Raw genomic sequence first — 15730 nt, 5'->3', positions numbered from 1 at the left:
GGGGAGCCTGCGGAGGTGGGTTGTTGTGGTGGGACTTGGGACGGCAGTTAAACGTATAGACTGCCGTCCCAAGATGATCATAGATGCTCTGAGGACTCGTTCAATTGGCCTCGACTAAAATCGAGCCACTGAATTCGCCATCGAGACCCCATCGATTCTGTTTCTTAGTCACGGAAACAGGCGATCCGTTGACTGAAACCGATTGCATGTCGTCCAGTTCAGGTAAATCCAAGTTTGCGGTGATTCCCTCGGGCAACTCGACGGAAAGCTTAAAACCCGATTCGCGATTCCAGTCCACATGGATGGGGCCATGCTCGGTTGGCACTTTTCCGCGAGCGAATTTCAGGTCGCCCAAGCACGGACGCACGAGGACTTGCTCCCAACCTGGGCGGACAGGTTGGATGCCAAGCACATGACGCGGCAAGAGGTTTGCTGGTGCGGCACCCCAAGCGTGATTCCAATCCTGATTGGGTTTGTACTTCATTTCCCAGGCTTCCCAAGTGATGGTGGTTCCGCTGCTGACCATGTGTTTCCAACTGCGATCGCCATCGGCCAACATCAATGCCAATGCTTTGTGCTCGCCGCCGTTTTGAAACAACGCGTCCATGAAGTACTGAGCCGCATACACGCTGCAGTCCATGCCTTTGGTTTTCAACCATTCGACAACGCCGGCCTGTTTGTCGTCGGGCACCAAGCCGAACGCCAACGGAAAGAAATTCGCATGAATGCTGCTGTGTTCCGTGCCAACTCCGTCGCGGTAAATCCCAGCCTCTTCATCGAACAGCGTCGCTTGGAAGGCCGTTTGGGCCAAATCGGCGCGGGCCGCGAAAGCATCCTCGTCCGCGGTCTTTCCCACCGCCATTGCCATCTCGGCCATTTGCTTCAGGGCCTCGATGTGAAATGCGTTGACGACCGTGTTGATCTCAGTGAACACAAACCCGTCACGTTCTTTCTGCGGCCAATCGACGATGTCGTGGCGACTGCGATCCAGTTCAGCACTGCGAACCAGTCCATCATCGGCGCTGCGATGCAAAAGCGTTTTTGACTTCAGTGATTCGTAGCGTTGTTGCAACCACTTTGTGTCTCCGGAGTTCATCCATTCCGCATGAGCCATGAAAACCATGTGCGGAGCCCACTCGGTCGGCCACGTGCCGTTTTCCATCAACCAGTCAAAGGTTCGAGCGGCCATGGTGACGTGATCGTCCGTGGCATAGTGGCTGAGCTGATTCAGATAGGCATCGGCTTCGTAGGGGATCCGTTCTCGGTCACCATCAACGTAAACGCCCGCGAAGGTGGTGGCTTTGATGCTGTACTTGCACAGATCCCAAATGCGATTGAGTGTTTCATCGGAACATTCAAACGAGCTCGCGTCATCGTTCCATGTCTTTGAATATGCGGCACGTCGACGAATTTGATCAAACGCGAAATCTGCTTCGAGCCCTTCGATCTCGATCCAGCGAAACGGCATCACGGACTGCCATGCGGATGGCGTCAGGACGGCGGGCGGATTCGCATTCATCCGTCCCGATTGTTGAATGTTGCGTTCGTCAACGGGCGTCGGCACGATCCAATTGCCTCGTTGCTGCCCTCGACGAACAGACGTCATGCCATACCGAACTGTTCCGGGTGGAGTTCGGTCGATGCGTCCTTCTTTGAGTTTCTCGCCAAAGTGCAAGTTGACCGTCCCACGTCCGTCGGAGAGAACAGGCATGACGATGTTCCCAAACGCGACCTTGCCGAAATCAATCAACGTGACTTTGTCGTTGATCCGTTTGACCGACACGGGTTCGTGCTCGGTCAGCGACACATGTTCGCTCGCCGGGATCAATGGCAACTCTTTGATGAACAGATTGCGGAAGCGATAGGTTTGACCCTTCTCGCCGTGGTGCTGAATGCCAATGAAACCGCTGGAATCCATCGCGTCTCGAAAGCGAACGGTCTGGACCCCGTTGAGTTCGATCGTGATGACATCATCGATGCAAGTGATGGTGTACCGATTCCAACCGTTGCGATTGAGTGCGTCACGGACACGCGGTTCGGCAAAGAAGTCTTTCGACTCCTCTTCGTGAGCAAGGAATTGCTTCGTCGAACGGCCTTTTGTGCTTGGCCAAATCCAGCGGCGTCTCGCTTCGTCAAACAGTCCGCCAGACCAACGTCTCTCCGAGCCATCGCATTCGGCCTGATACCCGTACACCTTCTTTTCCGCATCTTCGTCCACGTGACAGCGAAACATCACGCCCGAATTGGATGGTCCTTCGGGTAAATGAATGTCAACGCTCAGCCGAAAATTGGAGTACTTTTTCTCTGTCACCAAGAAGAACTTCTTGTCCGCCGTCAGGTGAATTTCGCCATCCACCACGGAGGCTTCTCCGTGGGGATACGGATTCCGCCAACCGGACAGATCCTGCCCGTTGAACAGAGGTGTGTAGCCACGACTGAGGAAGCTGTCGCGCGCCTCCTCGACACTGGCGTCAAACTGCGGTTTGGTGATGGTCGCCAACGTGTCGTCTGCTTGAGCAAGCGTATCGGCAAGGAACAACAGAATGAATCCAACGACAATTCGACTGTACTTCACGGTGTAGAACTCAGGAGGGTGGGGATGAGGCGGGGAGTCAATCGGCTATTCGCCTTTGCCGATGTCACCGGCTTCAGTCGCTTCTTTCGCTTCCGCCGCGATCATCGCATTGTATTCGTCAATCTTGGACTGGTCCAAATCGGCCAGATCATTGGTGGGTTCGGAGGATCCGCATGCTGTGATGAGTCCCAATGGAAGCAGCAACATTGCCAAACGAAGTGTCTTGAACATCGATAAACAGACCTGGTTTTGAAGACAAAAGTAGGAAAGGAAAAAGCCTCGCCACCAACGGTAGCGAGGCTTTCGAAACATGGACAACTTTGACTCAGAACTCTGAGTCGATGACTTCTTTGTTTGCACGAGTGCCCAAGGCTCCCCACAATCCGTAGGGGCTTTGAGCACCAGCAACCGTTGCGGGCGAACCGTGATAAGAGATCATGGCTTGGTTGCTGTTACCCGCTTCGATGCTATCAGTGACAAACTTCACCGCACCATCGCCCATCAGAACGTGTGCGCCACCTTGGTGACGGCTCGAGACGGTGACGTTCGAATCGTTACTGGTGTATCCGCCCGTGCACACGCCGGAGTTAGGCGGCAAAATTGTGTGGACTTGCGAATGCATGTGCACAGCGTCGTGCCAGCGGTAACCGCGAGAGTTTGCAACGTTCACGGAAGATCCTGCAGCAGCGATCCAAAATTGAGGTCGCGCGGGATCATGGAATTGATCCATGTATCGAGGGTTGCGGCGACATTCGGCTCGGCCGTGTCCGCTGCGATCGTTGTAGGCGTTCGCGGTTGGGAACGATGTTCTCACATCTCGATCACCAAGGTCGGTTGCCAATTCGCCACACATGATCGTGTTGCTGAGACCATCCAGGGTGTCGCGGAATTTCATTCGACGAGTCATGACAAACATGCCGCGGTGGACTTTGCGTGAACGTTGCGACAAAGTCGAATTGTTCTCGGTGTAAGGAACCGTTGCGCCACGCGATTCGAGTGTGACATTGATGGGCCCTTCGCGTGACATCACGGACGAGTCACCGGTGCAGGCACCGTAGTTGGTTCGGCCGAGCGATGGCAAACCGCTGCCTGGATCACTTGGGCAACGGAACGTTGGAATCGTCGTTCCCCAAGGACCGTAATCGATGCGTGCCACGCCGGGCCCCATCGCTTGCCATGGAGTCGCTCTCGTGGAGCCGTCCGCGTTGAAACCGAGTGGGTTGCTGATTTGCTCCCACAATGCTTGCTGTTCAATGAATGGAAGGACGCTGATCAGAAACGATCCGCGGCGGTTGATGCTGTCGGTTCTGTTGTCGCCTGCATAGATCTGCTGGCCACCGACTCGGTCCGTGCCGGTGCCATGAATTGGCATACCGTTGTATGCCGAGTGATAGTTGTGGATGCCCAACCCAATTTGCTTGAAGTTGTTGCTGCAGCTCATACGGCGAGCTGCTTCCCGTGCGGCTTGAACAGCCGGCAATAAAAGTCCTACCAGCACACCGATGATCGCAATGACCACCAGCAGCTCAACAAGTGTGAAGCCAGAATGCTTTCGTTTCATCTTGGACAATCCCAAATCGAATAAGAGAAGAAGAGTGAAACGAGCGTGTGGATGCTAAACGCGGTAAACGAAGGCGTCACAGTTTCGGCCACCACAAATCCGCTCGTATGCGACTATTCCCGTCCTTGCGGCCCGGCTTTGCGGCAAATCATCCGAAAAATGTGTTTTTATCGATCCATTGGCACTGAGTGATTGGGAGTCAGCTTCTGTCGCTGAGATGCCTTGTCGAATCTCGTCTACCTGCACGGGCACGCCGCCTTTCGATCGTGCGACTTAACCGTTCAATATGCTGCTTTGATTGCCGAGCCGTGCCTCACCACCGTCTGGTCCGCATTTCGTCGAAGCTTTCGTTCTGCAAACCGCTAGCGAGCTCGATGCATGATGCAGTGGCAACAAATTGATGGTTGGCTACCAAGAACCCACCGAGCGGAGCGGCCTGTAGACGATCTATAGACAAGCCGCTCTGAGTATAAGATTTTGCTTCAAAAATCAAAAGATTGCCAGCAATTTGCGACGAAACCGGTTTCAACTCAAAATAGCGCACAAAAATTTCGCAAAACATGCTTCGGGTCGGGGGAAGAAGAACAGTGCCACCGGAAAGTTGGTGATACCTTCCACTCGATCGCAAACGGGAATGATTCCTTGGATTCGCAATCTCCTCCACCGAACAACGAAGTCTCGCAAGAAGAGTTCGTTCGATTGCTCTCAATGCATTCCAGCAAAATCATGTCGTTCATTCGCATCTTGACCATGAACCGCCAGGATGACGCGGAGGAGATCTTTCAACTGACCTGCATGGTCTTGTGGCAAAAGTTCTCGCAATACGAACCATCCGGCAACTTCTCCGCCTGGGCATCCCGCATGGCATACTTCGAAACACTGAAGTACCGAGAATCGAAACGCCGCATCAAGCTTCTCAGCGACGAGGCCATCGAATCGTTGGCCGAAGCCGCCATGCCGATCTCGGCGGAGCTGACCGATCGCCGAACCGCGCTGTCCGAGTGCATTCGGAAACTGTCCAACCCCGATCGAGATTTGATTCGCCAGCGATATTTCGAAGGTTTGAGCGTCGCGGAGATCTCTGAGAAAGCAGGCCGATCCACCCACGCGATCTATCGAGAGCTGAGCAAGATTCACGGCATGCTATCACGCTGCGTGGACCGATCCGTTGAGGAGGCATGGACATGAATTCGCGAGACCAACAACTCGATGAGCTTCGCACGCTGATTCTGAAGTCCCAAAGCGAAGACTTGAGTGAAGCGGAAACGATCGAGCTGAATCGTTTGATTCATTTGCCTGGCGGTGCCGAGGAAGCCGCTCGCCTGGTCGATCAGCTCTGCGCGTTCACCGACATCGGCTCATCCAATTTCTTGTCGCTTGAAGAAGAACAGTCGGGCGCACGCCAAGATTCTCACCACACCGCGCCGCCAGCTTTCAACACCGCTGCGTTCCCCGAGCCAGCCACCGAACGATCCAGACCCGTTGCCGCATCGCGGCCCAATCGGCCCCAAGCAGAAACGCATTCCAAGAATTGGACGCGAGCGTATTGGTTGGTGGGGTTGGCGGCGAGTCACTTGGTGATTGGTTCGTTCGCTTGGTCGCTCGCGAGACCGGCTCGCGAAGTCGCACCCATTGCAATGCAAACGGCGAAGGTGAAACCGCCTCAGATCGTATCAATGACCGCCTGCGTTTGGGGACATGGTGGAAACTCCGTTCCGACGTTGGGGAAACCCATTCATCAGGGCGAAGTCCTGAACTTGGTGGAGGGGGTCGCGGAACTCAAAACCGGCGACGGGACTCCCAACGAAGCCTTGGTGCGAATCGAAGGCCCCGCCAGCATCTTCATTCGTGATGATGGTCAACTCGGTCTCAATCACGGAACCTTGACGGCAAAATCATTGGGCTTTGGCAGTGAGCAGGTGTCGATCATCACGCCAATTGGATTGGTGTCCGTTGATGGGCAAAGTTACGTTGGCTTGGTTTCTCTGGGGGACTCGCATGAAGTCCATTTGTTCTCGGGACGAGCCTTCGTTCGGCCGCTGAGCACCTACGGATCCTCCGATGTTCGATTGGAAGAAGGCGACGCGGTCCGCCTTTCGACGGGAACAGAAATGGACTCGGGTGTGGTGCTGTTCGAAGCATCCATGGCTAGCTTCGCTTCGGCTCGATCCAACGCCTTTGATCCGCTCAGCCTGGACGAGAAGTACGTCAGCGCCGTTCTCGAATCGTCACCGGATATCTACTGGCGTTTCGAAGGCCTCGAAGGATCTTACCCGCAGCACGTCAAGAACGAAGGAAAACTGCCCGATTTGCACGCGTTGGTAGTCGGCAACCCTGGTTGGCGACAATACCGCGGCAATCGTGTTGCGGAGTTGGGACTCACCGATGCGGCCTCTGCCTTCACGACGGAAACATTGTGGCCCTCCAAACCGCTGGACAACTACACGATTGAAGCCTGGGCCAAACCGCAACTGTATCACCACGGCGAAATGATCTGCTTGGTCGATCCACTGGAGCGTCGAGAGGGGCGTCATGACCAAGCACTGTTGCTCGAAACGTTCGCGAGAGAATGGTTCTATGCGTTGAAGGTACTGGGGCCAAACCGCATTCGTTTCAATCACCGAACACCGCCTTCGGGAGTGGTGTTGGACGGGACGAATCTGGTCTCAGAGGATCCATACCAAGTTCGCGTGTGGCAGCACGTTGTGGCTCGCAAATCAGGCAACGAGTTGTCGCTTTGGATTGACGGGAATCTCGCGGCGCAGCAAGAAGATGAGGCTCCGCTTCCGGCCAACATGAAAATCTTGATCGGGCAAATTTACCCGACCAAGAACTATCGCCCCTATGTCGGCCAGATCGACGAAGTCGCGTTCTACGACCGAGCCCTGACGAAGCAAGAGATCCGAAAGCACATCCGAGCGTCCGGCCGACTCGTCGATTTTGATTGAACACCTGATCGCTTGGTCATGAGATAAAATTCATCGGCGCATCGAACGTCGATGATCTCGCGGCGTCCATTTTCAGGTTCAACACTAAGCCTTCAAATATCGATTGAACCAGGCGAGCGTTCTCTTCCACGCCAATTCAGCCGCGGCCTCGTCGTAGCGTGGAGTGGTGTCGTTGTGGAAACCATGATTGGCTCCCGGATAAACGTGTGACTCATATGGCACTTCGTTCGCTTTCAACGCTTCGTTGAACGCTTCCGCGCCGGCCATGATTCGGCGGTCAAGCTCCGCATTTTGAATCGACAGTGGAGTCTTGATCTTGGCCACATCCTCCGCATCCGGCTGACGACCGTAGAACGGCACGCCAGCATCGAGAACGTCGGGCAATCGAACCGCCAGTTGGTTGACCATGCCTCCACCAAAGCAAAAGCCGACCGCACCGACCTTCCCCGTCGAAAGCTCATGCGTGTCAATCCATTTGACCGCGGCAACGAAGTCTTCCGTCATTTCGTCTCCATCTCGACGCCTCTGCATCGCGCGACCATCATCGTCATTGCCGGGGTAACCGCCCAACGGTGACAAGGCATCGGGTGCCAACGCGAGAAAACCTTCGACCGCCAATCGTCTCGCGACATCCGCGATGTATGGATTCAATCCGCGGTTCTCGTGAATCACCACCACGCTTGGAAACTTTTCACCCGTCGCGGGTCGAGCCAGCAGGCCGCTGATTTGACCGCCGCCTTCAGGCGAATCGTATGTGACCGTTTCCGTCTTGATTCGCGGATCCGTCGCGGGGACTTGCTCAGCCCACGCGTAGTTTGGTGAGAGACTCTCTTCAAGTGCTTCAACCGTGACTCCTCCCACCGCAAACGCGGCGAGTCCCTTCAAGTAGCCACGTCGATCCAATCGGCCATGAGCAAAGTCGTCGTACAGATCAAGAACACGTTGATCGAATTGGTTTGCAGTCTTGCGTTTCATCGAATCGATTCCTCGTTACGGGGCAAGTTCAAAACGGATTTCGGATCCAATTTGGCTTGTGGCAATGCGGATCGCATTAGGCGTTTTGGCGTTAGCCACGGTTCCTTCCACAACAACCGTTCCCAGCGGCAAATCGGATCACCCATGGTAGCAACGTCCAGAGCTGACTTCTAGAAATCGGTCGCGTGGCGACGAGGCCGCACGACCGACAGAAACGTTCAACGCATCAGTTGCTGCTCGTGGCATCCATCGGTGGACGCTGTGGCCGATCGGGACGGTTGTCTTCCTGTTGACCGCCAAAGCCTCCGCGTCCGCCGCCTCGGCCACGGTCTCCACCGCGTCCGCGATCACCGCCACCGCCACGGTTGCCAAATCCACCACCTCCGAAACCGCCGCGTCCGAATCCACCACCTGGTCCGCCCCGGCCTCGATCAACGCGTTGCGCCATTTCATTTGAGTCCGGTGTGTCAGCTGCGGGGACCGATTCGGATGACTCATCAAAGGGCCCGGCAGCGACGCAGTAAAGATGTTTATTCGATCGAACGAACAACTTGCCATCGCTGTACGCTGGCGATCCGCTGAACGATTCGGTCTCGGTCGTCGTGCGATTGACGGCGAGTTGTTTCAGTTCGTCTTGCACGTCAAAGACAAACATGTCGCCATTGCCTTTGATGTAGTAGAGCTTGCCATTAACGACGATGGGTGACGCGTAGTCCGAGCCTCCTCGTCCGCCGCCCGAACTGCCGCTTCCACCCGACAACCGAATGCGGTCGATCATCTCGCCGGATTCTTCATCGGTGCGAGTCAACACGTCGTTGGCAATCATGTAGACCGTTCCGTTGTAAGCCACCGGCGTCGCGAACCGTCCTGATTCTGAACCGTTCCAAGCCACATGGGAATCCGTCACGTCGCCGGTTCCTCCTGCGCGGACCGCGATCGACCCGCTACCGCGACCTCCAAGGACGATCACAACGTCTTTGTCAACGACGGCGCTCGTGCTGGCTTGATCCGATTCGCCCGCCAAGGCGTACCAGCGAAGTTTGCCGTTGTCAGGGTTGATCCCCCAAACCTCGCCGGCAACTCCGACAACCAAGTCCACTCCGTTCTCCGTTTTCGCAAGTGCCGGCGTGCCCCACACGTTGTCGAGCCCCTTCGCTTCCTGACGCCAGATTTCTTTGCCGGTCGCTTTGTCCAATGCCACCAAAGCTTGACTTTCCGAAGAAGCCGTCACGATCACTTTGTCGTCCAACAAGATCGGACTCGACGCGGAACCCCAACGGTGCGGATCCGATTCGGTGCCCAGCGGAGTGTGCCACAATTGGTTGCCATCGAAATCAAATGCGAACGCGCCGGTCTTTCCAAAGAACACGTACACGTTTTCGCCATCGGACACGGGCGAGTGCGATGCGTAGCCGTGGGAGGGAACGCCGGCACCTGTGTAGGGATCTTCCGGCTGAACCGCGTCGATCGATTTCTCCCAGATCATTTCGCCTGATTTGGCGTCAACGCAAACGAGATGTCGTTTCAGATCATTGATGTCTCCAGGATTGGCACGATCGAGCCCGTAGCCGGAGTAGCACGTCACAAAGATTCGGTCGCCAACCACGATCGGACTGGAAACACCTGCCCCCGGAAGAGCCACCTTCCACTTCACGTTCTGTGTTGGGCTCCATTGAACCGGAACGGATTCGTCGCTTTTGACGACTCCCGATCCGTTCGGTCCTCGAAAGCGGCTCCAGTCTTCGGCATCGACAATGGAGTCGCACAACGCGAGCGACAAAAGAACGACCAAGTAACGTTGAAAACCGGTCATCAGTAGGAATCCTGGGAAAAGACTGCTGGAAAAGAAACCACGGGTGCTTCGTTGCGTCGCGAACCCATCGGGCCACGACAGAAAGTTTAGGGAAGTCGGCGGCCGGTTGGTGAAGCGACGTTTGGATCGATACAAAACTGCTCCGGGCCGCATCCAAACGGCGTCCATCAGCCACCGGCGATCCCGACTTGGGCCCAACGGTGCCGCTCGGACATTGAGTGGAACCCCGCAACATTGGTCAGGTTTCTACACATCTCGGCCAGCAATGCATGAGAAACACCTGTCCGGAAAGCACCGTTGGGCCCGTGATTTGCCCCGTGGCAGGCGGACTGGACGGCATCCAATCGCGGCAGATGCTGGCGTCTCTGATCCGCTCGAATCCGCCAGATTCCGTTGGCATCGGGCGGCGAACTTTTTGTAGGCTGCGGTTCAAAATGGCATGAACTACGAAAGATGGAGCCAAAGTGTCCGGGAATCGCCTCGATCCGCCGCCCGCCATGTGCCGCCTAAGTTCGGCCGGGCGATTGCGCACGTGCATCGTCATTGGCGTCGTCACGGTGTTTTCGTCGCTTGCCTTTGCCGCACAACTTTCGGCCCAGCAACCCGCCGCAGTCCAGCCCGCTGCAGTCCAGCCACCAGCAGTCCAAGAAAACGCGGCCCCCGCCGATCGCTACTGGGAGAGCCAATGGGCGTTTCGTGAGATCGATGTTGCCAAACTGGCCGAGCGACTGAGATCCATTGGGATCGATCTCGGCATCCCGTTGGAAGGCAACGTGACGGTGCAGTTTGAAGTTGGCGTTCCTTGGACGTCTCTCACCGACGGAGCCGCCTACCGATTCGATGGAACACTGACCAGCTCACGCTTGGTTGTCGACCGTTTCGAATTTCTCGATCTGCGAACCACGGTCCGCTATCGCGATGGTGTTGCCACGCTGAGTTCGTTGACCGGCTCAGCCGTCGAATCCGGCGAGGCTTCCAACGATCCAACGAAAGGCAACTTCACAGGAAGCGGTTCACTTGAACTGGTTCCTCAAGGCGACGCGTCCGCCAATTTAATAGTGGACAACATCTCGCTGGCCCCCATCACCAAACTGGTCGCCTCGTTGTTCCCATCCTACGAGCCAATGCTCCCGAAGGATGGTGAGCTATCCGGAGACGTCCAGTTTCGAGCTCCCATCCACCGTATCGATGACATCGCCAGCTACGACTTGGAGGGAACCTTTCAAGCCGACGCCCTGGAGCTTGGTGGATTGCCGCCGGCGGATTTGAAGGTCGGCAAAGTGGTCATACGGGACGGTCGTCTGCGAGCCGACAAGATCGATCTGCAAACAACGCCGACGTCGAATCCTTCCGCCGTTCGAATGATTGGCCGAGCGGACCTTCCGCTGACCGGCAACGGATCGTTCTCTTTCGAAGTGGCCGCGGACGACCTTCCGATCGGGCAAATGTCCAAATGGATCGCCGCCTCTGAATCATCCGAACAAGAAGGGCTCGTTCAGGGCAAACTTGATTTTCGAATCCAAGGGTCAGGTGAACTGAACGATCGAGCGGAACAATCGCAATGGAGCATCGCTGGGTCACTGGCGTCTCCATCGATCCAAATCGCGGGCGTCAACCTCGGCTCGTTCGAGCACGATGTTCGCTTCACGCCAACCAACTTCGCTCTCACGCCGCGGCGGCAAAGTTCTGAGCTCCCCTCACGCTTCAAGGTGCATCGTGTCGAGTCCGAATATCAACTCACGGAGACCGCTTTTGATTTGACATCGTTGACCGCCACTCTGTTCGGCGGACAAATCTCCGGCCAAGCGACCGTGCCTCGCCGTGATCAAGAAGACCTCGTCGTGGATCTCAATTTTCGTGACATTCGACCTGAGCTACGACTTCCTGTCTCGGACAGCATTGAACTGAAAATCGCATCGACGCTGTCAGGTGAGCTTGAATGGAAGGTCCCATTGAACCGGCTGTCCGATCCGGTCGCACATCGTGGGGCAGCAAAGTTGATCGCCTCGTCCATCATGTTGGGCGATGCTTCGATCGGTGATTTGAACGCGAACGTTTCGACCAACCAAGGTGAATTCCAGTTCGATCTGAATGGCGACCTCTTCGGCGGAACCGTTCAAGGTAACTCCACCGCACAACTGATTGCTTCGGATCAATGGAATGATTTGCCCGCACGGCTTCAAGCGTCCCAACTGAAGTTCGATGGCGTGTCGTTGGACGCGTTGGTTGATTTGTTGGCACGTCGAAAGATCGGGCTGACCGGAAAGGCAACCGGCAATGTCTTGGTCAACTTCGCATCACCAAGCGGTCTTGCTTCGACAAGCGGCCTCGGCCGAGTGATCCCAGACACAACGATCGATCTCGAGCTGTCGCAGCTCAAGTATCGTGCTCAGCCGCTTTCGAGAAAACTTCGATTGGCCGGCCGAATCGAAAACGACGTGCTCCGGATTCAGTCGCTCAGAGGCGACTACGCGGACGGTTCGCTCAGCCTGCATGGACTGGTTTATTTGGTCGATAGCGACCGACGGATTCACCCGCGATTCGACACGCGATTGGTGGCATCCCGCGTGGATTTGAACCGCGGACTTTGGTTCCTCGGTGACACCGCGGATCAGTTTTTAGGACGAGCCTCTGGAAAGGCAACCGTCACAGGTCACACTGAATCCATTCGTGTTCGAGGCAACGTCGACGGACGAGACCTGGACATCTACGGCCTTCCCGCGGGCAACGCTCACAGTGCGTTGGTCGCGACCGCGAATTTTCAATCGTCCAAATGGAGCGTCAACTTTCCGTCAGTGCGTTCTCGCGTTGGAGGAGGTCAATTGGAAGGCGGCCTGCTGCTTTCTTCAGGACGCTCCGGCGGCGTCGATATGACGAGTCACTGGAAGACGCGGCGGATGGATTTCGTTCGATTGACGGATCAACTCGGTCGATCAAGTTCGCTGGCCAGCGGTGAAATTTCAGGCGAGATTTCGCTGCGTGGAAAGTCAGTTCAATCCATCGATGATTTGTCCGGACGCTTTGATTTCCAGCTGGGTGACACTCGCGGTGCGGCCGTGCCTGGGTTGCTTGCCGCATCACGATTTCTCGGACCCATTTCGCTGGCCAATCAGTCGTTTGATGTGGGCGAAGCCAAAGGCATCATTGGCCAAGGTGTCGTCGTGCTGGATGAGTTCTGGCTGGGGTCGGACAACGCACTCCTGCAAGCGGATGGTAAGGTTTATTTGCGCAGCGGGCGTTTGGATTTGAACGCATTGATTGCGACGGGTGACTACCGCGACATCGCGGCAAACTTTACCCAATTGGCACAACAGTACGCTCTTCGCTCGCTTCTTCCCGCGTCTGCGATCCTCAGCGTCTCGGAACTGCTTCGCGACCGGACGCTGGTCGTGGCCGTGATGGGATCCACTCAAAGTCCGATCGTGCGGCTGCGTCCCGTCGAAACATTCCGCGAAGAAACGGCTCGATTCCTTCTTCGCGAAGGCCAAAGATTGATTCTGACGGGAATCACCGCCGGCGCCGTCGATGGCATGGACGGCGGATTTTAATTCTGCTTGCGTGCGAAAACGCTGACTGATCCGCGTGAGCGTTGAATCGCGGCGAGGTTTGCGGGTTGTGATGATCACCACGGTCTTCGTGAATCAGTCACGCCAGTTCTGTTCTTTGAGCCGATTGTTCGTAGGGAAAGGATTCCACGGCAAGAGGTAATAGGATGAGTTGTTCTGGTCATCAGATTCTGTTCACGCTTGGTTGCGTGCTCGCAATGGCCAGCACCGGCTGCAGCACGCTGGGTCTGTCGCTGTATCCGTCCGGCGCGACGCTCACCAGCGAAGCAAAGGATGTCCTCGATGCCTCTCGAATCCCTGGCGGGATCGCTCGAGAGAATGCCAAGCAAGTCTTGCCACCGCGAGCCTTGCAGCCGGGTGATGCTCTGTTGATCGAGCCCATCAATCTGGAACGCGACCTGCGATTGCCAGCCGACCAAGTCGTCTTGGCGGACGGAACATTGGATCTGGGGCCTTACGGACGCGTCATCGTCGCCGGCCGCGATCTCGAGCAGGCGGAATCACTCATCGAACAACAAATCGCTCACCAGATTCGCCAGCAAGAATCCGACTGCAAACAATTCGCCAGCGAGCAAGCAGCCAGCAAACAAGGTTCGGAATCGAACCGACCGGAACCGATGCCCGAGGATTGCGACGCCATCGCCGTCAACGTTCGGCTTCTCGAACCAGTCGATCGCTTTTATGTGCTGGGTGAAGTCAACGCGCCGGGTGCATATCCGCTGTCCGGCTCTGAAACCGTGCTCGATGCAATCGTGTCAGCGGGCGGTTTGACGTCCAGCGCCAATCCGTGCCAAATCCTTTTGGCTCGGCCAACCGATCCCTGTGAATGCCGCGTTACGTTGCCTGTTTGCTACCGCGAAATCGTTCAAATGGGGAACACGGCGACGAACTATCAGATCCAGCCCGGTGACCGCGTTTTCGTCGCGTCGCGAAGCTGTTTGGATGAGCTGATGTTTTGGCGAGGCAGCCGTCCTTGCGAACGTTGTTCCGGATGCAACCGTGCCTGCCGCAACCCTGAGTACGTCACCGCCAAACCCATGGCCATGGTTCACGACGCCATGATTCCTCCCGGCAGTGTCGGCTGGATGCGATTGGCAAACGAACGGTCACAAGTGGGAGGTCTCGTGGAGCCGGATAACATTCCGGCGGACCAAGACGCCAGCCTGAGCGACTACCTCAACCCGCAAGACGCCCAAGGCAATCGCGGCGGCCCGACCAGCGATGCGGACGTCGACGGCGAACTCGAATTCGCTCCACTCTCGCAGTAGCCCGTCGCCATCCAGACGGTTGATCGAATTCGTTTCGCAGGTTGAGCGATCAGCCGATGTGCATTGGTCCACGGTTGCCAGAGACGAACCTCATGCGATCGCGTTTTTCTCGTTCTCCATCGGCTGACGCCAATGGCTACAACCTGTCGCCACTTCGTGGCTGGTGCGCGCTCGGGTAACACATCGCCATGTCGTACACGCCCTCAGTCCCAACGGGACGACATGCTGTAGCCACGAGCGTCAGCTCGTGGATCCAAGGCCCCCCACCCAACGCGCCAAGCCCCAACGGGGCGACAGTATTGCACGACCTGCCGTCCCTTCGGGACTTCTCGATCTCGTTTCGCCGAATATCCATTGGCCAACGCCAATGGCTACATCCTGTCGCCACTTCGTGGCTGGGCCGGCGAACAGATCACGCGATGATTTCGCGTTCGAAAACATACCGTGGGTCGTATTTGATGCGGTGCCGCTTCAAGATCGAGAGGAACTCGTCTTCGAACGTTTTCTTGCGATGGTGTTCCGCCTGGTTCGCGATGTATTCGGCGACGGCAGGGGCTTGTGATTCGCTGACGGAAAACGCGGCGTACCCGGATTGCCATTCAAATTTTCGGTGGACGTCCGATCGCTCGTTGATCCATTTCGACGAATTGGATTTGATTGTGCGCAACACATCCGAGATGGCGATGGTGGGACTCAATTTCGCGAGCATGTGAATGTGATCGTCGACGCCGCCAATCCTCAGCAACGTCCCTTTCTGGTCCCGGACAATCCCGCCCATGTACCCGTGCAGTTCATCCTGCCATTCGGACCGAATCGCAGGCTTGCGATACTTCGTGCTGTAGATCAGATGGAACAACAGATTCGTGAACGTCGACATGATCAACCTTCTTGTCTGACAGGGGGATCCACGGGCTGAGGCCGATGCCTCTATCCTATCGCCATGTCGTGGCTAGTGCGCGCTCGCCCAGTCCCACGGGACGACACGTTGTAGCCATCACGCCCAGTCCCAACGGGACGACAGCAT

General features: G+C 56.4%; 10 protein-coding genes. 4 read left to right on the top strand and 6 right to left on the bottom strand.

The features are described 5' to 3' along the window. Window positions 1–100 precede the first annotated feature (100 nt). Genes RE6C_RS19555 through RE6C_RS19545 form a run of 3 tightly spaced genes read right to left on the bottom strand, consistent with a single transcriptional unit; the run spans window position 101 to window position 4136 of the window. Window positions 101–2575 carry a family 78 glycoside hydrolase catalytic domain gene (locus RE6C_RS19555; protein WP_008659342.1) on the bottom strand — a complete coding sequence of 825 codons (2475 nt, stop codon included), beginning with the start codon at window positions 2573–2575 and terminating at the stop codon, window positions 101–103. Window positions 2576–2620: 45 nt separating this feature from the next. After that, window positions 2621–2887 carry a hypothetical protein gene (locus RE6C_RS19550; protein WP_008659341.1) on the bottom strand — a complete coding sequence of 89 codons (267 nt, stop codon included), beginning with the start codon at window positions 2885–2887 and terminating at the stop codon, window positions 2621–2623. Between the two features lie 13 nt (window positions 2888–2900). Beyond that, window positions 2901–4136, bottom strand: a complete 1236-nt coding sequence (locus RE6C_RS19545; RefSeq protein ID WP_039962664.1) for a DUF1559 domain-containing protein — start codon at window positions 4134–4136, stop codon at window positions 2901–2903. A gap of 642 nt (window positions 4137–4778) precedes the next feature. Here RE6C_RS19545 and RE6C_RS19540 point away from each other — a divergent pair. Then, window positions 4779–5324 (top strand): sigma-70 family RNA polymerase sigma factor, encoded by a 546-nt coding sequence (locus RE6C_RS19540; RefSeq protein ID WP_007332939.1) that lies wholly within the window; start codon window positions 4779–4781, stop codon window positions 5322–5324. Further along, the gene (locus RE6C_RS19535; protein WP_236618355.1) at window positions 5321–7084 is read left to right on the top strand and encodes a LamG domain-containing protein; all 1764 of its coding nucleotides are present in this window, start codon (window positions 5321–5323) and stop codon (window positions 7082–7084) included. Before RE6C_RS19540 ends, RE6C_RS19535 begins: the two co-directional genes overlap by 4 nt. 84 nt (window positions 7085–7168) lie before the next feature. On the opposite strand, the gene RE6C_RS19530 is transcribed toward RE6C_RS19535, so the two are convergent. Beyond that, window positions 7169–8059: a dienelactone hydrolase family protein gene (locus RE6C_RS19530; protein WP_008659336.1), complete on the bottom strand. Its 891-nt coding sequence runs from the start codon at window positions 8057–8059 to the stop codon at window positions 7169–7171. Between the two features lie 226 nt (window positions 8060–8285). Next, on the bottom strand, window positions 8286–9872 hold the full coding sequence (locus RE6C_RS19525; RefSeq protein ID WP_039962662.1) for an outer membrane protein assembly factor BamB family protein: 1587 nt from the start codon (window positions 9870–9872) through the stop codon (window positions 8286–8288). A gap of 524 nt (window positions 9873–10396) precedes the next feature. Between RE6C_RS19525 and RE6C_RS19520 the strand changes: the two genes are divergently transcribed. Both RE6C_RS19520 and RE6C_RS19515 read left to right on the top strand, forming a co-directional pair. After that, on the top strand, window positions 10397–13420 hold the full coding sequence (locus RE6C_RS19520) for an AsmA family protein (protein WP_008659334.1): 3024 nt from the start codon (window positions 10397–10399) through the stop codon (window positions 13418–13420). Window positions 13421–13584: 164 nt separating this feature from the next. After that, window positions 13585–14706: a polysaccharide biosynthesis/export family protein gene (locus RE6C_RS19515; RefSeq protein ID WP_008659332.1), complete on the top strand. Its 1122-nt coding sequence runs from the start codon at window positions 13585–13587 to the stop codon at window positions 14704–14706. A 412-nt stretch (window positions 14707–15118) separates the two neighbouring features. Here the strand turns inward: RE6C_RS19515 and tnpA are convergent, their stop codons facing one another. After that, window positions 15119–15583, bottom strand: a complete 465-nt coding sequence (gene tnpA, locus RE6C_RS19510; RefSeq protein ID WP_008659331.1) for an IS200/IS605 family transposase — start codon at window positions 15581–15583, stop codon at window positions 15119–15121. Window positions 15584–15730: the final 147 nt, after the last annotated feature.

The sequence above is a fragment of the Rhodopirellula europaea 6C genome, from assembly GCF_000338295.1.
Taxonomy (GTDB): Bacteria; Planctomycetota; Planctomycetia; order Pirellulales; family Pirellulaceae; genus Rhodopirellula; species Rhodopirellula europaea.
The sequence above is the reverse complement of the archived record's forward strand: the minus strand, read 5'-3'. Positions and strand labels throughout refer to the sequence as shown.